A 26,362-nucleotide genomic window follows, 5' to 3' on the forward strand; every position below is an offset into this window, starting at 1 on the left:
CATGCACAACTTGCAGGTGAGACGGCATTATGCCGCGTTAAAAGGGTTTTATTTGTTTGCTTTTCTCGGCACGGGCAGCATCATCCCCTTACTCAGTATGTTTTTAACGAAAGAACAGCATTTAAGCGGATCACAGGTCGGCTTGATCATGTCACTCGGCCCGATTGTGATGATTTTCTTTCAGCCGTTTTGGGGCATGCTGAGCGACTATACGCAAAAAACGAAAAGCCTGCTGGCGGTTTGCACCTCAATCACAGGTATCATTGGATTAGGCTATATTGCATTTGACGGCTTTCCTCTGTTTATTTTGATTGCGGCCTGTTTTGCAGCCTTTCAAAGTACGATTATCCCATTATCGGACAGCATTTCATTAAGGTACACACTAGAAACAAACGGCAACTACGGGGGAATTCGCCTGTTTGGTTCTCTCGGCTTCGGTGTCGCGGTGTTTGTCATGGGACAGGTAACGAATCAGCTGTATCCCATTCATGTGATCTTTATCTTCGGCTGTATCTTTCTGTGCATTGCCGCCATATTGGCTTCTCAAATGCCGGGCCAGCAGAAAGTGAAAACAAAGGTCAATATCCGCAAAGGGTTCCGAGAGCTTATCAGCAACAAAACGTTCCTCATCTTTATGATCATCACCTTTACGACATTTGCTCCAAACTTAGCGAACAATACGTATTTCAGTCTTTTTCTGGACAAAAGCGGCGCATCGCTTTCCGCCATCGGCATTTTATTTTTCATCGGCGTCATTTCAGAAATTCCATTTATGAGATTCGCCCAAACATTTATAAATAAAATGGGGCTGCTCAACGTCATTATGCTGTCAGGCGGGGTTTCATTATTCAGGTGGGCGCTCTATTTCACAGCGCCTTCATTATGGATCATTTATACGACGGTCTTTCTACAAGGAGTGGCCATCGGTTTATTTATCCCCGCGGCGCTCCAATACGTGAAAAAGATTACGCCGAGCCACATTGAAGCGACGGCTCTGACCATGTACGCCGCTATCGGCAATGGATTCGGCAACTGGTTCTGCACATTTGCAGGCGGGTACATTTTTGACTACGTCTCGATTTTCGCAGTCTACTTGCTGTTTGGCATTTTGAGCATCGCAGGCTTTGGGCTGACATTATATTTAATGAAGGCGGAAAAAAATAAACATACACTTCATCAGACAGCTGTTACTTTTAAACCATAATGACTATAATGAACAAAAAGAAAGGATGAGCGCGATGAACGGGCAAGAGAGAAACAGCATTTCGAAAGGGTTACAGGTGGATATTGTCTTGAAAGAAGATCAAAAAACAGGAAAACTGACACGAGGGACAGTGAAGGATATTTTGACGAAGTCAAGCTTTCATCCGCACGGCATTAAAGTGCGGCTTGAAGATGGGCGCATCGGCCGCGTCCAGCAGATCATTTCTACATAAAAAAAGCTGCTCCTGAACAGGGCAGCTTTTTGCTTTATTTTTTCTGAAGAAAAACCACTTTTAGGTAGTTGCCCTCAGGAAACGCCGAAATCGTTTTGAAATCGTCCGGCAGTGTGAATTCCTCAATAATGGTGTAGCGTTCATTTGTTTCTTTAAAGGCGGCATCGATGAAGCCTTTAAATTTCTTCATCCCGAAGGCGCTGCTGTTTGTGGAAGCAACAATGATGCCTTTGTCAGCTGTAATAGCGATCGTTTCCTTCAGCAGGTTTTTATAATCCTTGGCCGCGCTGAAGGTGCGTTTTTTTGTACGCGCAAACGAAGGCGGGTCGAGAATAATCAGATCAAAGCGCAGATTTTTTTTCGCCGCGTACGAAAAATAGTTAAACACGTCCATCACTTTAATGTCGTGTGCCTCATAGTCCAGCTTGTTCACGCTGAATTGCTCGATCGTTTTGGCCAGGCTCCGGTTCGCCACGTCAACGCTTGTTGTTTTCTCCGCTCCGCCAAGCGCCGCTGCCACGGAGAATGCACCCGTATAAGAAAACGTATTTAACACTGTTTTCCCTTTTGCATACCGGTCTCTGATCGCCTTGCGCACATGTCTCTGATCCAAAAAGATGCCCGTCATGGCGCCTTCATTCAAATCGACTGCGTATTGAATGCCATTTTCCTGAATGATGATCGGGAACTCGCCTCTTTCCCCCTTGACGAAGTCATCATCTTCGACGTATTGTCCGGCCGTGTCGAAGCGTTTCTTCTCGTAAATCGCTTTATAATCAAGGTCCAGCTCATCCAAAGCGGAAACCAGCATGTCTTTAAAGGTGTAAATGCCTTTGCTGTACCATTGAACCAGCAGGTAACCGTCATAATAGTCGATCGTGACGCCGCCAATGCCGTCGCCCTCACCATTGAACATACGGAAAGCCGTTGTATCTTGAGCTGCGAAAAGTTTGGCGCGCGCTTGAACCGCTTTTGTTAGTTTACTGAGAAAAAACACTTGGTCAATCTGTTCTTGTTTATTGCGGGTAAGCGTCCAGCCGACCCCTTTGTTTTGCAGACCGTAATAGCCCCGCGCGAGAAACTCGCCGCTCTCTGACACGATATCCACGAGGTCTCCTTCTTTTACGTGCCCCGCACTCCCTGCGAGAGCTTCCTTATCGATAAGCGGATAGCCTTTTTTGATTTTTGCAGCATGTGCGTTCTTTAAGGTGAGTAGCTTCATATCTATTCGTCCTCTTTCTGTTTGCTTTCCCTTATCGTACCACAAAACGCCAAGATGTCTGCATTGACAGAAAGGAAAGGTTTTTCTACGATAGACAAATAACAATTACGAGGAGGATCAGCATGGCAAAACGAATTGATCATACAGGCATTATGGTAAGGGATATCAACGCGTCCATCACATTTTATGAAGAGGTTCTCGGCATGAAATTGAAGGATCGCATCACACACACGAACGGTGTGATTGAGCTTGCTTTTCTCGGCTTTGAAGATGGCCCGGAAACAGAAATCGAACTGATTCAAGGCTACAGCAGCGAGCTGCCTGTCGAAGGAAAAGTGCACCACATTGCCCTGCTGACGGATGACATCGCGGCTGAATATACAAAAGCGGAAAGAATGAACGCGAAATTTATCGACGAAGAGATCACGACACTTCCAAACGGATACCGTTATTTTTATATCGAAGGTCCTGACGGTGAGTGGATTGAGTTCTTCCAGCGTTAAAAGCAAAGAACGTACATGTTGAGATGTACGTTCTTTGTTTATGTATACCAACTGATATGCGTGGACTCATCGCAAATCCTGGCCTCCCAGTCCATAAGCCGAACCCATTCATTGATGCTTTCATCTTTGGCTAAAAATACATTAATGAATGAATCGTATACACTCATAAACACAAAGTCCATTTTGTCATCCATCAAAATGAGCTCTGCGGCGGCATCATCAAGGACCGTACGCAAGTTAGCCTCTGTTATATCCAGAAAGCCGCTGTTTTCCACAATTGGTTCTGCGTAATAAAACCGATTGGATCCGTTCGCACCTAATACCTTTACCAAACTGGGAATATGAAAAGGAGAAATATGATCCTCACTGGGATAAAAGAGATCTCCTTTTATATTTACATGTAAAAGATCCGCTAAATCCTCTCTCGCGTACTCATCCCTTAAGGCGCCTATTGACGTCATTAAAGCAAGCGCCAGCTCAGCATGTGTTTTAAAGCCGCAAGAGGACATAACCTTCTTCCAGGAAACAGCCTTGCCTTTTCCTCTGATGTCATCATCGTTTGGGTAAATATGCTCGTAATCATTTTTTCTCTTTGCCTTTTCCCATCCTTCAGGCATTTGGATAAAAGGAGAAAAAATAATAGCAGCTGATGAGTATTCAACTGGTACTTGTTGTAAGATTGGTGTTTCGTCATCTAACCATATGTATTCTAGCATGCGCACCCCCTTTACATATTCTAACATTTTTCGATTAAAAGAAGGTAATCAGCCCTATGACAGGCTGATTATCTATTACAACCCATTTTTATCTCCGGCTTCAACCGCACTCTCTTCCTTCCATTTTTGATGATCCCATATTCTGAAAAACGGATAGTAGATGGCGCAGGTGATCAGCAGATTCACCAGCTGCATAACGGCGCCCGACACCTTTCCGCCTGTTGCCAGGTAGCCTGATATGAGCGGCGGCATCGTCCATGGCACGGCGATTCCGGCCGGCCTCGCCACCAGTCCGGTGCTCATACCGATATAAGTCGCGGTAATGGTGAGGAGGGGCGCGATGATGAATGGGACGATGAGCAGCGGGTTCATGACAATCGGCATGCCGAAAATAATCGGCTCGTTGATATTAAATAGCGCGGGGCCAATCCCCAATCGGCCAAGCTGTTTCATTTGTTTGCTACGGGACCGCACAAGCATTGTCAGGACAAGCGCCAGCGTCGCTCCGCTTCCGCCGACATTGATCCAAATTTGAAAAAACTGAGTCGTAAAAATACTCGGCAGCGCCTCGCCTGCCTGAAACGCGAGACGGTTGACATCCATCGCACCGTACCAAATCGGCGACATAATGCCGCCAATGATGGAAGCCCCGTGAATCCCGCACGCCCAAAGCAGCATCTGCACGAATTCAGCGATCAGACTTCCGCCGAGACTGCCGCCAAGAATGGAAAGCGGTGTGCCCAGCAGGTCTCCTACGACATTGTGCAGGCTCTGAAAAGGCGTCATTTCAATCAGAAGACGCGCCAGCCACACGAGAAACACAATGATAAAGCCGGGTATCAGCGCGACAAATGATTTGCTTACCGCCGGCGGCACGCCGTCTGGCATTTTGAAAACGATGTTTTTTTGAATAATGTACCGATATATTTCAGTTGAAAACAAGGCGATCAGCATGGCGACAAATAACCCCTTGCTGCCAAGCAATGTAATAGGGATTCCGCCTCCAACCATGATGGATTCCGTCGAGCCATCCGGCGTAAACGGCACCTCAAACGGCGTTGCCAATAAAAATGCGGCAATGGATATCGCCCCGGCCGAAAGGGCATCGACACCATAGCTTTCTGCCAGCCGGTAGGCAATTCCAAAAGCGGCGATCATGGCCATAATATCAAACGAAGCATTAACAGGATATCCGAGCTTAACTGCCCACTCTTTCCCAAACACACTCGTCATGAAATCAGCATAACCGGGAATCGGCAGGCTCGTTAAAATCAAAAAGACAGACCCGATAATAATCAGCGGCATGGTCAGGATAATTCCGTCACGCAATGCGCTGAGATGCCGCTGTCCGGCAATTTTCCCAGCGACAGGCATTATTTTTTCTTCCATCACCCGAGTGAATGCGCTCATCTGAAAAGCCCCCTTTTCTCATTGCTTTGTGAACAACCTCCGCAATGTTTTCTTTATCTTATTTTGAAAACGCTTACAAATTCATCTGGAAAATTTCCTCTTCCTGCGGAAAAAATCTGCATGCTGCCAGCTCAATCTTGTTCATAAAAAAATTTTCGCCTTACTATTAAACTCTGTTTTTTCTCCGATATATATATCAAACATCATAGAAAAAGGAGATTCATCATGAAAAACATGTCTTGCAAACTTGTTGTATCAGCCACTCTGTTTTTCAGTTTTCTCGCCACAGGCCCTCTCGCCCACGCGCAAACAAGCAGCGAAAAAGAAGTCATTGTGGTTTATAAAAACAAAGCCGGCAAGGATACCGTCCTTGAGAGCGATGCTGAGGTTGAACAGCAGTATAAGCATCTTCCGGCTGTAGCAGTCACAGCAGATCAGGAGACAGTGAAAGAATTAAAACAAGACCCTGATATTTTATATGTTGAAAACAATGTCTCATTTGCCGCAGCAGGCGGCACGGATGTCAAAGTGCTGTCAGACAGCAATGAGACCTCTGACAACTTCAAGCAGTGGAACCTTGAGCCAATTCAAGTGAAACAGGCTTGGAAAGCGGGACTGACAGGCAAGGATGTGAAAATTGCAGTCATTGACAGCGGCATCTCCCCCCATGATGACCTGTCGATTGCCGGCGGGTATTCAGCTGTCAGTTACACCTCTTCTTACAAAGATGATAACGGCCACGGAACACATGTCGCAGGGATTATCGGAGCCAAGCATAACGGCTACGGAATTGACGGCATCGCACCGGAAGCACAAATATACGCGGTTAAAGCACTTGATCAGAACGGTTCGGGGAATCTTCAAAGCCTTCTCCAAGGAATCGACTGGTCGATCACAAACCGGATGGACATTATCAATATGAGCCTTGGCACGACGGCAGACAGCCAAATCCTCCATGACGCCGTGGACAAAGCATATGAGCAAGGCGTTCTGCTCGTTGCCGCAAGCGGAAATGACGGGAACGGCAAGCCAGTGGACTATCCGGCGGCGTACAGCAGTGTCGTTGCCGTTTCAGCAACAAACGAAAATAATCAGCTTGCCTCCTTCTCAACGACTGGGAATGAAGTTGAATTTTCAGCGCCGGGAACAAACATCACGAGCACTTATTTACACCAATATTATGCGACTGGAAGCGGAACATCCCAAGCGACACCTCACGTTGCTGCCATGTTTGCTTTGTTAAAACAGCGTGATCCTGCCGAGACAAATGTGCAGCTTCGCGCGGATATGCAGAAAAATATCGTTGATCTAGGAGCCGCGGGCCGCGATCAGCAATTTGGCTACGGCTTAATCCAGTATAAAGCGCAGGAATCAGATGCAGCGTACACGTCCGCAGAGCAAGCGGTAAAAAAAGCGGAACAAACAAAAGTACAAACCGATATCGACAAAGCGAGAGAACTCGTCAGCCAGCTCCCGGATCCCGCCGCAAAAACAGCCCTGCAAAAAAGACTGGATAACGTACAGTCATACAGAAGTGTAAAAGATGCGAAAGACAAAGTCGTAAAAGCAGAAAAATATAAAACACAGCAGACCGTTGATACAGCACAAGCTGCCATAAATAAGCTTCCAAACGGAACTGATAAAGCGAATCTGCAAAAACGCTTAGATCAAGTAAAACGCTACATCGCATCAAAGCAAGCGAAAGAGAAAGTGGCGAAAGCGGAAAAAAGCAAAAAGAAAACAGATGTTGACAGCGCACAATCAGCAGTCAGCAAGCTTCCGGATGGTTCAGAAAAAACGGTCCTGCAAAAACGCCTGAACAAAGTGAAAAGCAATAATTTGAAAACGGCGCAGCAATCCGTATCTGCAGCAGAAAAGAAATCAACTGATGCAAATGCAACAAAAGCACAATCAGCAGTCAATCAGCTTCAGTCAAGCAAAGACAAAACATCATTGCAAAAACGGTTAGATAAAGTGAAGAAAAAAGTGGCGGCAGCCGAAGCGAAAAAAGTCGAAGCTGCGAAAAACAAAGTAAAGAAAGCGGAAAAAGACAAAACAAAAAAAGCAAAGACATCCGCTCAGGCCGCAGTGAATCAATTAAAAGCATCAACTGATAAAACAAAGCTGCAAAAACGGCTGAATGCCGTCAAACCGAAAAAGTAACCAAAAAGCCTGCAGGACCTGCATTCTAGGTCTTACAGGCTTTTTTGCATGCCCCAACCCCCCGACACAACCTTTTTCCCATTCAACGCACGGGCTTTTCATACTATTGCTATCCAGCAATGAACAGCATAAAATGAACGTTATTACAGTTATCACCACATATGGAGGGATTGTGACTGTCAGGCAGGCAAGACCCAATGATGCAAAAGGAGTATTAGTGCCTAAAAAACAGGGCATTTTAACCCTTCTTTTCGTGTTGGGATCAGAACGGCGCCATAGACACCCACTATTCTAATGCTCCGTCACCGACGCGGGCATTTTTGTTGTCGCTGCACATTTTGTCATTTTCAGCAGTTTTTCTCACTTTTTTCATTTTGATTGTCAACTTTTCATTTGATACGATGAACAAGCCGACTTTTCTTCAGTAAAGGAGGTTTTGATTGCTTGCAAAAAGAGATTGCAAAAGATTTATTGCTCCTTGCAGGAGGAAAAAGCAATATTATCAACATCAGCCATTGTACGACCCGTCTTCGCTTTGAGGTAAAAGACGAGACGAAAATCGATATACATACCATTGAAGGCCTGCAAGGCGTGCAGGGCACCTTTTTCCGATATGGGCTGTTCCAGATTATCTTTGGAGCAGGCGTCGTCAACAAAATATATAAAGAAGTCATTCACGTGTGGGAGAACTCGCCTTCTGAAGAACCTGCTGTTCAACAGAAAAAGGCCAGCCGGAAGCTGAACCCTGTCGCAGCATTTGCGAAAACACTGTCCGATATTTTTGTGCCGATTATCCCGGCAATAACAGCAAGCGGCCTGCTCATGGGGCTGATCGGAATGATTAAGGTGTTTCACTGGTTCACAGCCGACAGTCCGTGGATCAAAATGCTCGACCTCGTGTCCAGCACAGCCTTTATTTTGCTGCCGATTTTGGTCGGCTTCAGTGCAGCACGGCAATTTGGCAACAACCCCTATTTAGGGGCAGTGATCGCAGGTTTCCTGACGCACCCTGATCTGCTGGACCCGTCTATGCTCGGCAGCAAAACCCCCGCTTCCTTAGACATCTGGGGGCTGCATGTTCCAATGATGGGCTATCAGGGTGCCATTATACCGATTCTTCTCTCCGTTTATGTCATGAGCAAAATCGAAAAGCTATTAAAATCGATTGTACCGAAGTCACTTGATGTCGTCATCATTCCTTTTATTACGGTCATGGCGACTGGGTGCCTCGCGCTGATTGTGATGAATCCCGCCGCGTCTATCATCGGCCAGATCATGACACAGTCGATTGTCTATATTTATGATCACGCCGGCATTGCTGCCGGGGCCCTTTTCGGCGGCATCTACTCCACTATCGTTCTATCTGGCTTGCATCATAGCTTTTATGCGATTGAAGCAACGCTGCTTGCTGATCCGCATGTCGGTGTGAACTTTTTAGTGCCGATATGGTCGATGGCAAATGTGGCCCAAGGCGGAGCGGGGCTTGCGGTTTTCTTCAAAACGAAACAATCAAGTCTGAAGAAAATTGCGCTCCCCGCTTCCCTGACCGCGTTTTTAGGCATTGTAGAGCCGATTGTATTCGGGGTAAATGTCAAACTGATCCGTCCCTTTATCGGGGCTGCCATCGGCGGCGCTATTGGCGGCGCATACGTGGTTGCGGCGCATGTCGTGTCGAATTCCTACGGACTGACGGGCATTCCGATGATTTCAATCGTGCTGCCGTTCGGCACTGCCAATTTTGTTCATTATATGATCGGTTTTTTGATCGCGGCCGTCTCTGCTTTTATAGCTACATTGTTTCTCGGGTTTAAAGAAGAGACAGAATAACAGGATTTATTCGTTTTCATTCATAAAACGGGGGATGAAAGGACAAAAAAGCTATGAAAATTAAAAGAATCTTAAATCATAATGCTATCGTCGTAAAGGATCAACATGAAGAGAAGATTCTCTTAGGTGCAGGAATTGCGTTCGACAAGAAGAAGAATGATATTGTCGACCAGTCAAAAATAGAAAAAACGTTTGTCAGAAAAGATACAGCTGACTATAAGCAGTTTGAAGAGATTTTAGAAACATTGCCGGAAGACCATATTCAGATTTCCGAGCAAATTATTTCCCATGCCGAAAAAGAACTGAACATTAAAATCAACGAGCGCATTCACGTTGCTTTTTCTGACCATCTTTCCTTTGCGATTGAACGCCTGAGCAACGGGATGGTCATCAAAAACCCGCTGTTGAATGAGATCAAAGTTCTTTATCCGAAGGAATTCCAGATCGGCTTGTGGGCCAGAGCGCTGATTAAAGATAAACTGGGGATTCACATTCCCGATGATGAAATCGGCAATATCGCCATGCACATCCATACAGCAAGAAACAATGCCGGTGATATGACACAGACGCTTGATATTACAACAATGATCCGTGACATTATCGAGATTATTGAAATCCAGCTGTCAATTAATATCGTGGAAGATACCATCTCCTATGAACGGCTTGTGACTCATCTCCGCTTTGCCATTCAGCATATCAAAGCGGGTGAATCGATTTACGAGCTGGACATGGAAATGATCGATATTATTAAAGAGAGGTTTAAGGATGCCTTCCTGTGCGCACTAAGCATCGGCACATTTGTGAAAAAGGAATATGGCTTTGAGTTTCCCGAAAAGGAATTGTGCTATATCGCCATGCATATTCAGCGGTTTTACCAACGTTCAGTCGCACGCTGAGGCAAAGAAAAAAAACGCTTTTGAGATGGTCAAAAGCGTTTTTTATATCTGGTTTATTGGTTCATCGCCGGATTGCTGATCGTGTTCCACTTTGTATACGACATGTAATGGAAATATTGATCGCGATACGGGTGTTTTGTATTTGAATTCCAAGGCTTTTCTCCGCCGCAGAAGTGGACAATGGCCGGGTTTTCTCTCGTTTCTCTATAAAGCTTCTGGCCTGACAGCGTCGCAGGCGTTTTCATTTTCAATATAATATAAGTTTGAGCGTTCCAGCGCGGATGAAGTTCATACCACTGATCATATAAAATCGCATTCAGCGCATCTTGGTCATGCAGCACAAGGAAGTCTTCCTCTGGGTGTTCATTGATAAAGTTGATGACTTTTTCTGTGATGTTTTGCTTTCTCCAAGGCTCAAAATCAATAATCATGATACCGGAGTTAAAATACTTCCCTGTATCACTGACGTTCATTTCTTTTAAGCGTTCATGCTGCCCCGCATCCTCAACAGCAGCAACTGTATACGGCGCAATATCCAAGTCCCACAGTTTTGAAATATCCTCAAGAATCAGCGCATCACAGTCGATATAAATCATTCGTTTGATGCTCTCATCCTTAATTAAATCAGGAATCGAAATGCGGTAATACGCCGCTTTTGTAATATGGCTGCTCTCCACCGCATGTTCATACATGTTGGGATCCACTTCTAAAAACTCAATCGGCACACCGAACTTCAAAGTGGTTTCTTCGAGTCTTTTTTTGTTATCAGGCTCAATTCCGCCATCAATGACGTATAATTTGATCTTTCTGTCCTGGTCCATATTTGTCAATAAAGAAACGAACATCCCACCTAAATGACGAGCATAATTATCATCTGCGCATGACACGATATGCATAATTTCATCTTTCTTCAATGGTATTCATCTCCCTTTGTGTTGTACCAGTTACATACCCTTTTTCAGAAAATTAAACACGATCCTCCGACAATTTTTTTAATAGAATGTGTTATACAACAAAAAAGGTGTCATGTTTTGAACATGCGATAAAGCCAATAAAGAATGTAAAAGCTGGCGATCGTAATCGCTTCAGCCGAAGCGATATACCATGGCCACGGCCCGAGAACATCCAGGAGAGAAGATCCGCCCGGTTTTTTCATCAAATACATATAATTCGCGCCAAGCCAGCGATCAAGCAGGTAAATACAGCCTCCGTACACATTGACAACCAGGAAGGTCACCCATAAAGAACGCTGTCTGAGTCTGTACGTCCCAATTACCGCCATCAGCAGACAGGATAAAAACACGGACCCATGTGAAATAAAAAAGAGGATATATCGGATATGCGGAAATGAAAACATACCGAGGTCAGGAGTGGCAAGCGCCTGAATCGAGCTGCCGATGCCGGCGAAATATATCAACACAAACAGCTTTCGGCTTTTTGTCAGCAGCATAATCGCCGACAAATACACTGACAGGTCACTAAGCTGGAGAGGTAATGAAGTTCGCACAGACCACCTGCCCGCGGCGATCATCCATATGTGATAACCGATTTGCGAACCAAGCAGCAGAAACACAAACAAATAACGCCAAAACCGGCTGGCCTTAGGCCGCTTGACCTCCCGCCGGAAAAGAAATAATAAAATGGCCAAAAAAACAATAATCGCTAACGTCACCACATGCTCCGCTGAAAAAAGGTGAAACGGATCGTGTTTATAGACCGATTGAACATATTTTTGCAAGATTCCACCCCCGTTTGTTTAGTTTGGTGTTGTTCGGGCTTTTTTTATTCAATCAAGCAAGACTCCTCCTCAGCGTTCTTTGCAGGTATAAAGCACTGTCTTTTCAAAAGCGCTCTCCATTTTGCAGGAAATTCCCTTAGCATCTCGAAATATTCCCCATCCATACATTAGGGGAGGTTTATTTTTGATGAAAAAGCTTTTGACTGTAATGACGATGGCTGTTTTCACTGCCGGGATGCTGCTCTTGCCGGCACAGAGTGTCACCCCTGCCGCGCATGCCGTTCAGCTCTCAGATAGCGAGCGAGAGCTTCCGTTTAAAGCAAAGCGTGCGTATTCCACCATTTCTCAGCTAAGTGAAGCAATCGGTCCCAGAATAGCCGGAACTGCCGCTGAAAAAAAGAGTGCTCTATTGATCGCTTCATCCTTGAGAAGATTAAAGCTTGATGTGAAGGTTCAACGATTCGATATTCCTGATCGGATTGAGGGCACTCTGTCTTCCGAAGGACGCGACATTCTTCTCAGGGCGGCATCCGGCTCAGCCCCGACTGAGAAACAAGGACTGACGGCTCCGCTTTACAATGCCGGCTTGGGCAATCCAAAGGACTTCACCGCTGACGCTAAGGGCAAGATCGCCTTAATTTCCAGAGGAGACCTGACATATTACGAGAAAGCCAAAAATGCCGAGGACGCCGGAGCGAAGGCTGTCATCATTTATAACAACAGAGAAAGCCTCGTGCCTGTGACGCCAAATCTGTCAGGAAATAAAATCGGCATTCCTGTCGTCGGCATTAAAAAAGAAGATGGAGAAGCCCTCATCCAGCAAAAAGAAGCCACCTTACAACTAAAAGCAATCACTAACCAAACCTCCCAGAACATCATCGGAATCAAAAAGCCCAAAAACATCAAACATCCAGACATTGTGTACGTGACGGCCCATTACGACAGTGTGCCTTTTTCGCCCGGAGCAAATGACAACGGCTCAGGAACCTCTGTCATGCTGGAGATGGCGCGTGTTTTAAAAAGCGTCCCATCTGATAAAGAAATCCGCTTTATCGCTTTCGGCGCTGAAGAGCTTGGCCTGCTCGGCTCCTCTCATTACGTAGATCATCTATCGGAAAAAGAGCTGAAGCGGAGCGAAGTGAACTTCAACTTAGACATGGTGGGCACAAGCTGGGAGAAGGCGTCTGAGCTGTATGTCAACACATTGGATGGCCAGTCGAACGAGGTTTGGGAATCCAGCCATACGGCCGCTGAGAAAATTGGATTTGACAGTCTGTCTCTGACACAGGGAGGGTCATCAGATCATGTGCCGTTTCACGAAGCCGGCATTGATTCCGCCAACTTTATTTGGGGAGACCCGGAAACTGAAGCAGTAGAACCTTGGTATCACACCCCTGAAGACTCAATCGAGCATATCAGCAAAGAGCGCCTCCAGCAGGCAGGCGACCTAGTGACAAACGCTGTCTATCAGGCAGTGAAAATAGAGAAGAAACCGAAAACCATCAAGAAACAAATGAAGGCAAAAGCCTCAGACATTTATGAAGAGATCAAATAAAAAAGACGGCACTTGGGTGCCGTCTTTTTTATAATAATTAACTATTTAACCGTCTATAAGTAAAGCTTTCAATTTATCTGCCGTATTTTCTTTCTCTAGCGGCCGATAAATGGTCAGTTTCAAATCTGGTGAGTCATAAACTTGCAATGTCATATGCTCCATTACCATTGTGCCCGCTGTCGGATGATGAAGCACTTTTTCTCCTGCGTGTGTGCCTAACACTTCGTGGTGGTTCCACCATTTTTTAAATTCCGGGCTTACCTCAGTTAACTCATCGATCAGCTCTTTTATCCATGCTTCCCCGAGAAACCGGCTGGCTGTCGATCGAAATTGCGCGATGAGTTTTTTGGCGTGGCTTTCCCAGTCGTCCAGCAGATCCCGGTATTCTTTCGACGTAAAACATCGCCATATAGCGTTCCTTTCCTTTCTGCCCATGTGGCCAAAATCGCCGAACACCGCACAAGCCGCCGTGTTCCAAGCAATAACGTCCCACTTTTCGTCAGTCACATAAACAGGGCAATTGGTTAAATGATCAATAAAGTGCCGCACAGCCAGGGGAAGGCTCTTGTTTTCCTCATCCTGATCATCTAAAAGAACATGATGGCCTGCCAACAGAAAGACATGGCGTTTTTCCTCGTAATTCAATTTGAGCACTCTTGATATGCTTTCCAGTACCTGTGTTGATACCCGAATATCCCTTCCCTGCTCCAGCCATGTGTACCATGTGACACCGATACCGGACAGCTGGGCCATTTCCTCTCTTCTCAAGCCTGTCGTTTTCCTTCTGGTGCCTAAAGGCAATCCAAATTCTTGCGGAGAAAGCTGCGCCCTTTTTAATTTTAAAAACTCACCAAGCTCTTTCCGTTTTTCTGCCATACCGCCCACATACCCACTCTCCTCCCGCATAGAATTTCCTATTTGTATTCTACATAAAAAAGGAGAAGATTTTTATATTATTTGTTTCGTTCTGCAAATACTTCTGCAGCCACAGGCAAAATGGTATTCAGCGCATTCGGGAATCCTGAGTAAATGATCATCTGCATCATCACTTCTATGAGTTCTTCTTGTGTCCATCCGACATTCAAGGCTCCGTTAATATAGAATTTTAACTGCTGCGTATTGCCCAATGCAGTCAATCCGGCAACCGTTGCTAATAATCTGGATTTCAGATCAAGACCCGGTCTTGAAAAAATTTGTCCGTAATTAAACTCCACGGCGAGCACACCAAGGTCCGGAGCGATGGATTGTTTAAAACTGTCTACGATCGCTTCATAGTTCTCCTCATCTATTTGCTTCAGAATATCTAACCCTTTTTTATAATGTTCACTTGTTTGCACCAGCTTCTATCTTCCTTCCGATATCGTTTTGTTTCGTTGCTCGATTTATGGTAATCCTTGAACTAAAGGCAATGCCGATCATGATCATACCCAGGATACAAACGCCGTTCCAATGAAACAGCGTCCAGACTGCTCCGCCTGCATACGATCCAAAGGCGCCGCCTAAAAACGTGCTGACCATAAAAATGCCATTCAATCTGCTTCTCATTTCAGCGGACAATTGGAAAATCTCCGTCTGACATGCCACCTGATTCGCCTGAATGCCCATAGTGATGAATAAAGCGCCCAGCACAATCACAATCAATGAGGTCCGGCCCGCCATTAACAAAACAAATGACAATAAGGTAAAAGACATACAAAGTTTGTTGGCAAAAGCCGCTCCTTTTTGATCAATAATCCTGCCGATCAGCGGAGTTGCAAAAGCTCCGCCAATCCCCACTAAACCAATTGTTCCGGCGGTCTGGCTGCCAAACGAGAATGGCGGTTCACTCACCACAAACACTAACGTCGTCCAAAATAAACTGAAGGCGCCGAACATGAACCCTTGGTTTACACATGCTTTTCTTAACGCTTTCTCCTTGATCAAAAGCGGAAATAATGAAGAAATGAGTTTTCCGTAATGAACGGCAGGTGTCCCTTTGCTTTTCGGAAAGCAGAAGCGAATGATCAGCATAATGATGACGGCCGCTGCACAGGCAATCCAATACATCACGCGCCAGCCATAGTGGGCATCTATCGCCCCGCTGACCACTCTCGCGCCTAATATTCCGCAAACCAAGCCGATGGCTACGTTTCCGAGTACTTTTCCTCTGTTCTTGTCATTTGCTAAACCTGCCGCAAATGGCACAAGGATTTGAGGAATAATTGTGAAGAACCCCAGCAACAAATTTGTGATGACCAGCCATGAAAAGCTTACAGCTAACGCTGAAGCGGCCGAGCAAACTCCCACTAAGAACAGCAGACTCACAATTAAGCGGCGGCGTTCAAATAGATCTCCTAATGGAACAAGCAGCAAGTTCCCCGCGGCATAGCCGATCTGCACCAATGTAGCAATCATCCCAGCTTGTGCTGCTGTCACATGAAACGTGCCTGCCATGCTGACAAGCAATGTTTGATTGATATAGACATTGGCGACAGAAAACCCGCTAGTCACCGCCATCAGAAAGATCAAACCTCTCGATAATGAAATGGAATGTTTCATGTTTGCCTCCTTTCTACATGCATGATAAAGCAGGTGCAATCATAGAAACAGAAGTGAGTTTATACTGGTATTGAAAGTACTAGCAAAGCAAAAAAGCGAAACCTTGTCAGGCTTCGCTTTTGTAAAACATAACGTTTATTAATCCACTTCTTTCTTAATCCCCAGCATTTTCTCATCTAAATAATGGGCGATCTCCGCAGCTTCCTTCAGCTCATCTGTTAATTGCTTAGGAACGTCATTGTTCAATTTATAGTAAATCTTATGTTCAAGGCTCGCCCAGAAATCCATCGCGATCGTCCGGATTTGAATTTCTGCTTTGACGTATTCCACACGATTCGTTAAATTCACAGGCATCTCAATGATTAAGTGCAGGCTTCGGTAGCCGTTCGGTTTCGGCGTCTGGATATAATCCTTCACCTTCACGATCCGCAGGTCTTCATGCTGCTTTAAGACGTTAACAACATTATAAATATCAGAAATAAAGGAACAAATGATGCGCACGCCGGCAATGTCGTGGATATGCTCTTTCATCTCCTTCGTCGTAATCTCGCAGCCCTTTCTCATTAACTTATTCACGATGCTTTCAAAGCTTTTGACACGGGATTTCGTATGTTCAATCGGGTTGTGTCCGTGAATGAGGTTATATTCCTGACTGATAATAGAGAACTTTGTATCCAAGGCATCAAGCGCAAATTTATAAACTAATAATTCATTTTTCCAATCTTCCATTACTGTTTTTAAATCGTCCATATGCGTTACAGATAAATCCATTTTCGTCATCTCCTTTAACGGATCTTTATCCGCTGTCCATGTACTAGACGTGCCTGCCTCCTGAGAAGTTCTACGAATTTTTTTACAAAATACTGTCGAATGTAACAAAAAAAGACCGCACGAAACCATGCGGTCTTTCTTTTTATCGGAAGTAGCTGATCAATAATCCGATCGAGAGCAGGAATCCGAAAAATGTATTCGTCTGGGCTGTTGATTTCATTGCGATCATCATGTTCATCGGCATTTCTTTTTGGATGAAGCCCTTCACAGCCTGAATCGGCTTAGGCACGCTCAAAAAGACGACAAACAGCCATGGGCTTGCGGCACCGGTGATGACTAAGCCGACAATCCAAATATAAGCAACAGCAAACGACGCAGCCAAGAGAGTGACAGCTCCCTTATGCCCCATCAAAATCGCCAATGTTTTGCGCCCGCCTTTTTTGTCCTCTTCAATATCGCGAATGTTGTTCGACAGGTTAATCGCACCGACAAGAATTGCAATTGGTATTGAAATCAAAATGCTTTGCATATAAATCTTATCAGTCTGAATGAAAAACGAAATCAGCACAAACATCGAACCCATGCAAATGCCTGAGAATAACTCACCGAACGGCGTGTAAGCAATCGGCAGCGGCCCGCCTGTATACAGGTAGCCGATCGCCATGCCGACAAGGCCGATCACAGCGAGCCACCAGCTGCTGCTCGCGCAAATATAAACGCCGAGCAGGATGGCAATCCCGTATGACGCGAGAGCTAATTGCAAAATCGTCTTAGGTTTCATTCCGTGGCGTACAATTGCCCCTCCGATTCCGACAGATTCTGCTGTATCCAACCCGCGTTTAAAATCATAGTATTCATTAAATAAGTTCGTCGCGATCTGGATCCATAAGCAAGAAAACAGCATAGCCAGAAACAGCAGCAGATCAACCTTCACATAAAACATCGCTAAAACCGTTCCGAGCAGCACAGGCACAAACGATGCGGTTAACGTATGAGGACGGGTTAACTGCCAAAGGATCTGGCCCATGCTTTCTTTTTGAGGCGCTGTCTGACCCTCACCCTTATTTGTTTGGTTCATCTTCCTCTTCCTTTCTATTAAAAGGCTTTTTTCAGCCGGCAGCTTAATAAAACTCCTTTTGCTTCCTTATCTATCATAATGACTTCTCCCCCATTTCACAAGATACTGCAAGAAGACGTTTTCTTTCTTATTATACGCTTACTGCCCTGATTTCATTAGGGTTCTGCTTTCACTTGAACGAACAGGCAGAGAAAAATTTTTTTAAGTGCTTTACGCTTTTGAAAAATTAAAAAGACCTTTTGACTCCATTTACATTTTCCTTTATTATTAATCAGCTCGAGACTTTCCATTCTTGCCTTGCAGGTATAAAGGTTCATTTTCAAAAGCAGATGCCGATATATTAATTTGAGGGAGATTAGGGAAAAAATGAAACTTTTCGAGCATTTAAACGTCAAATACTCATGTGATTGTCGAAAAAACGGGAAGGGAATTTTTGATATGCTGCAATTAATGAAACAGCTGTATGAAAAGCCCGCTGTCAAGTGGACATGTCATACAAGCTTTTATTTGATGATACTGCTTGTTTTGTTTTTTATGTATGGTTTTCACACCGCGAATACCGGTTCTTATATTTATAACGATTTCTAATTGGAGAGAGAATAACTATGAAACTTTTACATGCTATTCAAACACATGCGGAAACTCATCCGCAAACCGATGCCTTCCGCTCTCAAGGCCAGTCGCTCACGTATCAGGAATTATGGGAGCAGTCTGACCGCGCGGCTGCCGCGATCCAACAACGCATTTCCGGGGAAAAGAAATCTCCTGTCCTTGTGTACGGCCATATGGAGCCGCACATGATCGTTTCCTTCTTAGGAAGCGTTAAAGCGGGACACCCTTATATTCCGGTTGATCTGTCCATTCCGTCCGAGCGGATTGCGAAAATTATCGAAAGCTCTGGAGCAGAATTGCTGATCCATGCAGCCGGACTTCCAATTGACACACTCGGTCAGCAGATTCAGACCATTTCAGCAGAAGCACTGCTGGAAAACAAAGACGCTTCTGTCAGCCAAGATCAATGGGTCAAGGAACACGAGACGTTTTATATCATTTACACTTCCGGAAGCACCGGAAATCCTAAAGGCGTACAGATTTCCGCTTCGAACCTTCAAAGCTTCACAGACTGGATTTGTGCTGACTTCCCAGTCAACGGCGGAAAAATATTTTTAAACCAAGCTCCGTTTTCATTTGATTTATCTGTCATGGATCTTTATCCATGCCTTCAATCAGGCGGGACTTTACACTGCGTGACAAAGGATGCTGTGAATAAGCCGAAAGTCTTATTCGAAGAGCTGAAGAAGTCCGGGCTGAATGTGTGGACATCTACACCTTCCTTTGTGCAGATGTGCCTGATGGACCCAGGTTTTTCTCAGGAGCTGCTGCCTGATGCGGATACATTTATGTTTTGCGGAGAGGTTCTTCCTGTTTCTGTGGCAAAAGCGCTGCATGAGCGTTTTCCGAAAGCAAAAATCTTTAATACGTACGGTCCGACTGAAGCGACGGTGGCTGTCACATCCGTCGAAATTACAGATGACATCATCAGCCGCAGCGAATCGCTTCCAGTGGGCTTCGCCAAGCCGGATATGAACATTTTCATTATGGATGAACAGGGACAGCCGCTTCCTGATGGAGAAAAAGGAGAAATCGTGATTGCGGGTCCGAGTGTGAGCCGAGGATATCTTGGTGAGCCCGAGCTGACGGATAAAGCGTTTTTCTCTTATAAAGGCGAGTGGGCATACCGGACTGGCGATGCCGGCTATATCGAAGATGGCCAGATCTTCTGCCAAGGGCGTTTGGATTTTCAAATTAAGCTTCACGGCTACCGAATGGAGCTTGAGGAAATTGAGGTCCATGTCAGACAGTCTCAGTACGTTCGCACTGCTGTCGTGATCCCGTATCAGCCAAACGGTACAGTTGAGTACCTGATCGCTGCTATTGTCCCTGAGGAGCATGAGTTCCAGAAGGAATTCCAGCTGACAAGCGCGATTAAAAAAGAGCTTGCCGCTTCGCTTCCAGCATATATGATCCCGAGAAAATTTATCTATCAGGATCACATTCAAATGACGGCTAACGGCAAAATTGACCGAAAACGCATTGGCGAAGAGGTTCTTGTATGACGCCTTACAGCTCGTTTTTATTCTTTATACTGCTTGGCATTCTTCTTCTGCCGACGATCATTCTCGGCTTAAACGGAAAAAGATTTCAAGCATACAACATGTTCATATCCATCATTATATTGGCTTTAATTTTTTCGCACGACTTACACGGGGCCATCGCGCTATGCCTGTTTACGATATGGCAGGTGCTTTTGATCAGCGGCTATCTGGCGTACCGGCAGAAAGCGAACAGCGGCTTTGTCTTTTGCGCAGCTGTTATCGCGTCGATTCTGCCTTTATTCTTGTCAAAAATATGGCCGTTTCTTTCACACCCGCAGCCGCATCATCCGACGCTTAACCTGATCAGCTTTTTAGGGATTTCGTATTTAACCTTTAAAGGCGTTCAGCTGATTATGGAAGCAAGAGACGGTCTGCTGAAGGAACAGCTGCCGCTGCACCGCCTGCTGTATTTCATCCTGTTTTTCCCGACGATTTCATCCGGTCCGATCGACAGATATCGCCGATTCGTCAAGGATGAGCAGAAGGCTTGGACAAAAGAAGAATACGCCGACCTATTGTATACAGGAATACATAAAATCTTTATCGGTTTCCTGTATAAGTTTATAATCGGCTATGCAATCAATACGTACTTCATCATGAATCTTCCCGCGATCACGCACAATAAGATTCTTGGAAATCTGCTGTACATGTACGGCTACAGCATGTATTTATTCTTTGATTTCGCCGGATACACGATGTTTGCCGTCGGGGTCAGCTATATTATGGGAATTAAATCCCCGGAAAACTTTAATAAACCGTTTATCAGTAAAAATATTAAAGATTTCTGGAATCGCTGGCATATGTCTCTGTCATTTTGGTTCAGAGATTATGTGTTTATGAGATTCGTCTTTTGGATGACAAAGAAAAAGTGGATCAAAAACCGTATGGCCATCTCAAACATCGGGTATTTCCTGCTGTTTATGCTGATGGGTGTTTGGCACGGGCTTGCGCCGCAATATATCATCTACGGCCTCTATCACGCCGTGCTGATGACATGCTACAACTTTTTCGAGAAGTGGAATAAGAAATATAAATGGCTACCGTCCAACCGCTGGACAACTATTCTCGCGATTGTGATCACATTCCACTTCGTTTGCTTCGGATTTTATATTTTCTCTGGAAAACTATTTCATCACCATTAAAGGAGATTAGAAGACTATGGATTTTAAACAAGAGGTATTAGACGTTTTAGCAGAGGTTTGCCAGGATGACATCGTAAAAGAAAATCCTGATATTGAAATTTTTGAAGAAGGTTTGCTTGATTCTTTTGGAACAGTAGAATTGCTGCTTGCGATTGAAAACCGTTTTGATATTTTAGTGCCGATCACTGAATTTGACCGGGACGTTTGGAATACGCCTAATAACATTGTAAATCAGCTGTCTGAGTTGAAATAATGAAAAAGCGTTTTTTCGGTCCAATTATTTTGGCGTTTATTCTATTCGCAGGCGCCATCGCAATTCCATCTTCATGGCTGACAGGCTTCATCACTGATAAGCGGGTGAAAGAGTCAGCAACAGCCTTGAATCCAAGTATGTTTCAAGGGCTTTATTTACAAGATCAAATGCTCAAAGATCCGGAATATCTTCCGGTTTACGGGTCTTCTGAGCTTTCCCGGCTGGACGAGTTCCACCCATCTAATTATTTTCAAGTAAACAATGAAGGATTCACGCCATACCTTGTCGGGAAAGGCGGATCCCAGTCATTGATTCATTCTTTAAACTTCGCTGCCCATATGGATCAGCTGAAGGGCAAAAAAATCGTATTCATCGTGTCTCCGCAATGGTTTATTAAGCGCGGGTCTGATGAACAGCATTTCGCACCGAACTTTTCCGCGCTGCAAGGGCTTGATTTGGCATTTAACGAGCAGATCGATCCTGATGTGAAAAAGTACATGATGAAACGCATGCTGCGCTTTAAGGTCGTGAAAAACGACGCGGTTCTTTCCGAGCTGTATAAAGCAATGGTTAACGGCCAGACATGGAAAGTGAACGCGCTGAAACCGGCGGCAAAGGTCTATTACAGCATGCTGGAAAAGAAAGACATGTATTATTCAACGATGGAATCATCCGGGCCAAAGCGTTACATCTCGCAGTCGGTAAAAGACAAGTCATGGTCTGAATTAAATAAACTCGCAGATCAATCAGGCAAACGCCACTCCGGATCTAACGATTTTCACATTGACAACCCCATTTATAAAAAGCTAAAGCCGAAAGTGCCTAAGCTGAAAGGGAAAAACAAAGGAAAATCGTATGCAGTGTCACCGGAATACAGGGATTTTGAGATGATGCTTGATATCCTGAAGGATGCTGGTGCAGAGCCTATGTTTGTCACCATTCCTGTTAACGGAAAGTGGTACGACTACACAGGCTTCCCGAAAAAAGGACGCACTGACTATTACAAAAAGGTGAATAAACAGATCAGAGCCAAAGGCTTCCAGGTTGCTGATTTCTCGGGACATGAATATGACCCGTATTTCATGAAAGACACGATCCACATCGGCTGGAAAGGCTGGGTGTACGTCGATAAAGCAATTGACGATTTTTATAAAACCGGAAAAGTCACTTCATCCTGAGCATCTCATAGGACGCGGCTGCATATTTCCTGCTAAGATTTGAAATAGTAAAGGAATCACAGCCAACTGAAATAAGAGGTGTTACATCCATGAAGATGACAGGCAATACGGTTTTAATCACAGGCGGTTCAGCTGGCATCGGGCTCGAGCTGGCCAAGCGGCTGCTTGAACTCGGCAATGAGGTTATCATTTGCGGACGCAGCGAAGCGCGTCTTACAGAAGCGAAACAGCAGCTGCCAAACATCCACACAAAGCAATGTGATGTTGCAGACCGTTCGCAGCGGGAAGCATTGTATGAATGGGCTTTAAAGGCATTTCCGAACGTGAATGTTCTTGTCAACAACGCCGGCATTCAAAAGGAAATCGACTTCAAAAAAGGGACAGAGGAGCTTTTTGTGGACGGAGATGAAATTGAACTCAATTTCCAAGCCCCTGTCCATTTATCAGCTCTGTTCACGCCTCATTTAATGAAGCAGCCCGACGCGGCAATCATTCAGGTCACGTCCGGGCTTGCATTTAACCCGTTAGCTGTTTATCCGGTGTACTGCGCAACGAAAGCGGCGCTACACTCATTCTCGCTTACGCTGAGACACCAGCTCCGCGATACAAGCGTGGAAGTGATTGAAATGGCGCCTCCTATGGTAGACACGGGCTTAAACCAAAAATCACGAGATAAACAAGGCCTGACGTACCGCGGCATTTCAACTGAAGAATATGTTCAGTATTTCTTGGACGGCTTAAAGCAAGGCAAACAAGAGATTACGAATGAACGTGTTGAAGGCCTTCGAAATGCCACTCGGGATGATTATGACAGGGTGTTCGAGCAAATGAACACGCAGGAGAATTAATTTCTCCTGCTTTTTTCTTATGAATTTCTTGCAAATTTGAGCAAACCTATTGCGAATATTTGTTGAAGGTATACAATAGAATATAAATTATTTTCAAATAAGTTTGATAATATAAACAATTTAACAGCAGGGAGATTGACCATGACTAAACAAACGATTCGCGTTGAATTGACATCAACAAAAAAACCAAAACCAGATCCAAATCAGCTTTCGTTCGGAAGAGTGTTTACAGACCACATGTTTGTAATGGACTATGCGGCGGATAAAGGATGGTACGACCCAAGAATCATTCCTTATCAACCCTTTTCAATGGACCCGGCCGCAATGGTATATCACTACGGCCAAACTGTATTTGAAGGGTTAAAGGCTTACGTGTCAGAGAATGACCATGTCCTGCTTTTCAGACCTCAAAAAAATATGGAGCGCTTGAATCAATCAAACGATCGCCTCTGCATCCCGCAGATCAATGAAGAACTGGTTCTTGAAGGCTTAAAACAGCTTGTCGCGATTGATAAAGACTGGATTCCGAAAGCGGAGGGCACGTCCCTTTACATCCGTCCGTTCATCATCGCAACCGAGCCTTTCCTCGGTGTTGCGGCATCTCATACGTATAAGCTCTTGATCATTCTTTCTCCAGTCGGCTCTTATTACAAAGAAGGCATTAAGCCTGTCAAAATCGCTGTTGAAAGTGAGTTTGTCCGTGCGGTAAAAGGCGGAACGGGAAATGCCAAAACCGCTGGGAACTATGCTTCAAGCTTAAAGGCGCAGCAGGTAGCTGAAGAGAAAGGATTTTCTCAAGTGCTGTGGCTGGACGGCATTGAGAAGAAATACATTGAGGAAGTTGGAAGCATGAATATCTTCTTCAAAATTAACGGTGAAATTGTAACGCCGATGCTGAACGGAAGCATCCTGGAAGGCATTACACGCAATTCCGTCATCGCCTTGCTTAAGCATTGGGGCCTGCCCGTTTCAGAACGGAAAATCACAATCGATGAGGTCATCCAAGCACATAAAGACGGCCTCCTTGAAGAAGCATTCGGAACAGGTACAGCAGCTGTTATTTCTCCAGTCGGCGAGCTGATCTGGCAGGAGGAAACACTGTCGATCAACAACGGTGAAACAGGAGAGATCGCGAAAAAACTATATGACACGATTACAGGCATTCAAAAAGGTGCTGTCACAGACGAATTCGGATGGACGACCGAAGTCGCATCGCTGACTGAAAGCAAATAAGAAAAAGGCCGGCCACTGAGGGCCGGCTTTTTTTACGCTTCAATTTTGTTAAAGAACTGCGGCAAGTACGCTTTGTGCGCCTCCAGCATATCGTCTAAAATCTGTTTCGCGACAGTGTCGGACGGGACGAGCGGATTAATCGTCATGGCGAGGAGCGCGGTTTGATAGTCGCCTGTGACCGCCGCTTCTGCCGCGACACGTTCAAATGATTTGATTTGCTGGACGAGGCCCCGGACAGAAACCGGCAAGTCGCCGACAGCAATTGGCTGAGGACCGTTTTTCGTCATGACACAGTTCACTTCGACCGCGGAATCGTCCGGGATGCTGGCGATTGCTCCGTTATTCTTCGTGTTCACCGGCTGAATGTCGTGTTTATCATTGTAAATGGAGCTGATTAAATTACAAGCAGCATCGCTGTAGTAAGCGCCGCCCCGTTTTTCCAGCTGCGGCGGCTTGATCGCAAGGTTTGGATCTTTATAGAGCTCGAACAGCTCTTTTTCGACCTTTTGCACGACTTCAGCGCGGGTGCCTTCCGTTTGTGAAGCTTCCAGTTCGTGCTCCAGCATCTCTTTCGTTTTGAAATAGTAACGGTGGTAGCCGCAAGGAATGATGTTGAGCGCTTTTAAAAATTCCGGCTCCCACTCTGCGCCTGAGATGTTTTTCATCGTCATCGCGTTTTTCGGGTCACCCATCGCTTCGATGACTCGATCCTTCACACTGATGCCGTCCAGGAACACATCCAGCCCGAACACCATATGATTCAGTCCGGCGAATTGAACTTCTACGCGATCCACATCTACATCAAGCGCTTTGGCTACACCCATTTTGATGCCGATTGGAACGTTACAGAGACCGACGACTTTCTTCAGGTTAGAGTAGCGAAGCAAAGCTTCTGTCACCATGCCGGCCGGGTTTGTGAAATTGACGAGCCATGCGTTCGGGCAAAGCTCTTCAATGTCCTTCGCGATCTCTAGGATAACCGGAATCGTGCGTAACCCTTTAAACAGGCCTCCCGGGCCGTTCGTTTCCTGGCCGATGACGCCGTATTTTAATGGAATGCGTTCATCCTTGGCCCTTGCCTGCAGAAGTCCGACGCGGAATTGGGTCGTGACAAAGTCTGCGTCCTTCAGCGCTTTTCTCCGATCGAGCGTAAGATGAATGTCGATCGGGACGCCGGCTTTTTCAACCATCCGTTTTGCGAGCGTGCCGACAATATTCAGCTTTTCTTCGCCCTCAGGGATATCGACAAGCCATAATTCGCGGACAGGCAGCTCCTCATACCGTTTAATCAGCCCTTCCACCAGCTCAGGCGTGTAGCTTGAACCCCCGCCAATCGTTACAATCTTCAATCCTTTTGTCATATGCTTGCTCCCCTTTGTTCAGTGATTTTTTCATATAACTCAATGAACTCCGCAGCCAAATCCTTCACTGTCATCGCATTCATTAAGTGATCCTGCGCATGCACCATCAGAAGCGTCATTTCCGTTTTTTCTCCGCCCGCTTCATTTTGGATCAGCTCGGTCTGGTAATGATGGGCTTTTGTTAATTCTTCTGCGGCGTCTTGAAGCTTTTTCCGCGCTTCTTCTGCGTCACCGCTTTTCGCAGCGGCAATGGCCTCCATTGCCGAGCTTCTTCCGTTTCCTCCGTGAAGGATAATTTGAAAAATGATTTGCTCCATTTTCTCATTCACGCAATTCAC

26 protein-coding genes are annotated in these 26,362 nt (G+C 45.4%); 14 read left to right on the forward strand and 12 right to left on the reverse strand.

Annotated elements, in window-relative coordinates:
* The first annotated feature begins 1 nt into the window (after window position 1).
* Together G4P54_RS19780 and G4P54_RS19785 are read left to right on the forward strand one after the other, a co-directional pair.
* Window positions 2-1,204, forward strand: coding sequence for an MFS transporter (locus G4P54_RS19780; protein WP_167873617.1), 1,203 nt, complete (start codon window positions 2-4; stop codon window positions 1,202-1,204).
* A 34-nt stretch (window positions 1,205-1,238) separates the two neighbouring features.
* Window positions 1,239-1,436 (forward strand): YwbE family protein, encoded by a 198-nt coding sequence (locus G4P54_RS19785; protein WP_014481283.1) that lies wholly within the window; start codon window positions 1,239-1,241, stop codon window positions 1,434-1,436.
* A gap of 34 nt (window positions 1,437-1,470) precedes the next feature.
* On the opposite strand, the gene G4P54_RS19790 is transcribed toward G4P54_RS19785, so the two are convergent.
* Window positions 1,471-2,658, reverse strand: coding sequence for a class I SAM-dependent rRNA methyltransferase (locus tag G4P54_RS19790; RefSeq protein WP_167873618.1), 1,188 nt, complete (start codon window positions 2,656-2,658; stop codon window positions 1,471-1,473).
* 122 nt (window positions 2,659-2,780) lie between these two features.
* Between G4P54_RS19790 and glxA the strand changes: the two genes are divergently transcribed.
* Window positions 2,781-3,161 carry a glyoxalase GlxA gene (gene glxA, locus G4P54_RS19795; protein ID WP_003236077.1) on the forward strand — a complete coding sequence of 127 codons (381 nt, stop codon included), beginning with the start codon at window positions 2,781-2,783 and terminating at the stop codon, window positions 3,159-3,161.
* Window positions 3,162-3,199: 38 nt separating this feature from the next.
* On the opposite strand, the gene G4P54_RS19800 is transcribed toward glxA, so the two are convergent.
* On the reverse strand, window positions 3,200-3,877 hold the full coding sequence (locus G4P54_RS19800; protein ID WP_167873619.1) for a DUF2711 family protein: 678 nt from the start codon (window positions 3,875-3,877) through the stop codon (window positions 3,200-3,202).
* Between the two features lie 75 nt (window positions 3,878-3,952).
* On the reverse strand, window positions 3,953-5,287 hold the full coding sequence (gene celB / locus G4P54_RS19805; protein ID WP_167873620.1) for a PTS cellobiose transporter subunit IIC: 1,335 nt from the start codon (window positions 5,285-5,287) through the stop codon (window positions 3,953-3,955).
* Window positions 5,288-5,512: 225 nt separating this feature from the next.
* Between celB and epr the strand changes: the two genes are divergently transcribed.
* From epr to sacY, 3 genes are all read left to right on the forward strand, one after another.
* Complete coding sequence (gene epr, locus G4P54_RS19810) at window positions 5,513-7,450, forward strand: minor protease Epr (protein ID WP_167873621.1); 1,938 nt, start codon at window positions 5,513-5,515, stop codon at window positions 7,448-7,450.
* Between the two features lie 444 nt (window positions 7,451-7,894).
* Window positions 7,895-9,277, forward strand: a complete 1,383-nt coding sequence (locus G4P54_RS19815) for a sucrose-specific PTS transporter subunit IIBC (RefSeq protein ID WP_167873622.1) — start codon at window positions 7,895-7,897, stop codon at window positions 9,275-9,277.
* A gap of 53 nt (window positions 9,278-9,330) precedes the next feature.
* Window positions 9,331-10,173, forward strand: coding sequence for a transcription antiterminator SacY (gene sacY / locus G4P54_RS19820; RefSeq protein ID WP_167873623.1), 843 nt, complete (start codon window positions 9,331-9,333; stop codon window positions 10,171-10,173).
* A gap of 53 nt (window positions 10,174-10,226) precedes the next feature.
* On the opposite strand, the gene G4P54_RS19825 is transcribed toward sacY, so the two are convergent.
* Both G4P54_RS19825 and G4P54_RS19830 read right to left on the reverse strand, forming a co-directional pair.
* Window positions 10,227-11,087 (reverse strand): glycosyltransferase family 8 protein, encoded by an 861-nt coding sequence (locus G4P54_RS19825; RefSeq protein WP_024713168.1) that lies wholly within the window; start codon window positions 11,085-11,087, stop codon window positions 10,227-10,229.
* 110 nt (window positions 11,088-11,197) lie between these two features.
* Window positions 11,198-11,911, reverse strand: a complete 714-nt coding sequence (locus G4P54_RS19830) for a YwaF family protein (RefSeq protein ID WP_167873624.1) — start codon at window positions 11,909-11,911, stop codon at window positions 11,198-11,200.
* Window positions 11,912-12,098: 187 nt separating this feature from the next.
* On the opposite strand from G4P54_RS19830, the gene G4P54_RS19835 reads away from it, so the two are divergent.
* Complete coding sequence (locus G4P54_RS19835; RefSeq protein WP_167873927.1) at window positions 12,099-13,466, forward strand: M28 family metallopeptidase; 1,368 nt, start codon at window positions 12,099-12,101, stop codon at window positions 13,464-13,466.
* A 45-nt stretch (window positions 13,467-13,511) separates the two neighbouring features.
* Here the strand turns inward: G4P54_RS19835 and G4P54_RS19840 are convergent, their stop codons facing one another.
* The 5 genes from G4P54_RS19840 to G4P54_RS19860 form a co-directional block, all read right to left on the reverse strand.
* Complete coding sequence (locus G4P54_RS19840; RefSeq protein WP_167873625.1) at window positions 13,512-14,351, reverse strand: helix-turn-helix transcriptional regulator; 840 nt, start codon at window positions 14,349-14,351, stop codon at window positions 13,512-13,514.
* A 68-nt stretch (window positions 14,352-14,419) separates the two neighbouring features.
* Complete coding sequence (locus G4P54_RS19845; protein WP_019259841.1) at window positions 14,420-14,803, reverse strand: carboxymuconolactone decarboxylase family protein; 384 nt, start codon at window positions 14,801-14,803, stop codon at window positions 14,420-14,422.
* Window positions 14,790-16,004 (reverse strand): MFS transporter, encoded by a 1,215-nt coding sequence (locus G4P54_RS19850; protein WP_167873626.1) that lies wholly within the window; start codon window positions 16,002-16,004, stop codon window positions 14,790-14,792. The genes G4P54_RS19845 and G4P54_RS19850 overlap by 14 nt, the downstream gene beginning before the upstream one ends.
* A gap of 138 nt (window positions 16,005-16,142) precedes the next feature.
* A complete protein-coding gene (gene ywaC, locus G4P54_RS19855; protein WP_003244564.1) occupies window positions 16,143-16,775 on the reverse strand; it encodes a GTP pyrophosphokinase YwaC in 633 nt (210 codons plus the stop codon).
* A gap of 142 nt (window positions 16,776-16,917) precedes the next feature.
* Entirely contained in the window at window positions 16,918-17,853 is a 936-nt protein-coding gene (locus tag G4P54_RS19860; protein ID WP_167873627.1) for a 1,4-dihydroxy-2-naphthoate polyprenyltransferase, read from the reverse strand.
* A gap of 438 nt (window positions 17,854-18,291) precedes the next feature.
* On the opposite strand from G4P54_RS19860, the gene G4P54_RS19865 reads away from it, so the two are divergent.
* From G4P54_RS19865 to G4P54_RS19895, 7 genes are all read left to right on the forward strand, one after another.
* Window positions 18,292-18,441, forward strand: a complete 150-nt coding sequence (locus G4P54_RS19865) for a teichoic acid D-Ala incorporation-associated protein DltX (protein ID WP_024713175.1) — start codon at window positions 18,292-18,294, stop codon at window positions 18,439-18,441.
* A gap of 17 nt (window positions 18,442-18,458) precedes the next feature.
* Window positions 18,459-19,970: a D-alanine--poly(phosphoribitol) ligase subunit DltA gene (gene dltA / locus G4P54_RS19870; protein WP_024713176.1), complete on the forward strand. Its 1,512-nt coding sequence runs from the start codon at window positions 18,459-18,461 to the stop codon at window positions 19,968-19,970.
* Complete coding sequence (gene dltB, locus G4P54_RS19875) at window positions 19,967-21,151, forward strand: D-alanyl-lipoteichoic acid biosynthesis protein DltB (protein ID WP_024713177.1); 1,185 nt, start codon at window positions 19,967-19,969, stop codon at window positions 21,149-21,151. The genes dltA and dltB overlap by 4 nt, the downstream gene beginning before the upstream one ends.
* A 16-nt stretch (window positions 21,152-21,167) precedes the next feature.
* Window positions 21,168-21,404 carry a D-alanine--poly(phosphoribitol) ligase subunit 2 gene (gene dltC, locus G4P54_RS19880; protein WP_003227325.1) on the forward strand — a complete coding sequence of 79 codons (237 nt, stop codon included), beginning with the start codon at window positions 21,168-21,170 and terminating at the stop codon, window positions 21,402-21,404.
* Window positions 21,404-22,582 carry a D-alanyl-lipoteichoic acid biosynthesis protein DltD gene (gene dltD / locus G4P54_RS19885; RefSeq protein WP_167873628.1) on the forward strand — a complete coding sequence of 393 codons (1,179 nt, stop codon included), beginning with the start codon at window positions 21,404-21,406 and terminating at the stop codon, window positions 22,580-22,582. The genes dltC and dltD overlap by 1 nt, the downstream gene beginning before the upstream one ends.
* An 89-nt stretch (window positions 22,583-22,671) precedes the next feature.
* Window positions 22,672-23,430: an SDR family oxidoreductase gene (locus G4P54_RS19890; protein ID WP_167873629.1), complete on the forward strand. Its 759-nt coding sequence runs from the start codon at window positions 22,672-22,674 to the stop codon at window positions 23,428-23,430.
* A 141-nt stretch (window positions 23,431-23,571) separates the two neighbouring features.
* Window positions 23,572-24,663 (forward strand): branched-chain amino acid aminotransferase, encoded by a 1,092-nt coding sequence (locus G4P54_RS19895; protein ID WP_167873630.1) that lies wholly within the window; start codon window positions 23,572-23,574, stop codon window positions 24,661-24,663.
* 32 nt (window positions 24,664-24,695) lie between these two features.
* Here G4P54_RS19895 and licH read toward each other — a convergent pair whose 3' ends face one another.
* Together licH and licA are read right to left on the reverse strand one after the other, a co-directional pair.
* Complete coding sequence (licH, locus tag G4P54_RS19900; RefSeq protein WP_167873631.1) at window positions 24,696-26,024, reverse strand: 6-phospho-beta-glucosidase LicH; 1,329 nt, start codon at window positions 26,022-26,024, stop codon at window positions 24,696-24,698.
* Window positions 26,021-26,353, reverse strand: coding sequence for a PTS lichenan transporter subunit IIA (gene licA / locus G4P54_RS19905; RefSeq protein ID WP_167873632.1), 333 nt, complete (start codon window positions 26,351-26,353; stop codon window positions 26,021-26,023). Before licA ends, licH begins: the two co-directional genes overlap by 4 nt.
* Between the last annotated feature and the right edge of the window lie 9 nt (window positions 26,354-26,362).

It is taken from the genome of Bacillus tequilensis (assembly GCF_012225885.1).
GTDB classification, from domain to species: Bacteria; Bacillota; Bacilli; order Bacillales; family Bacillaceae; genus Bacillus; species Bacillus tequilensis.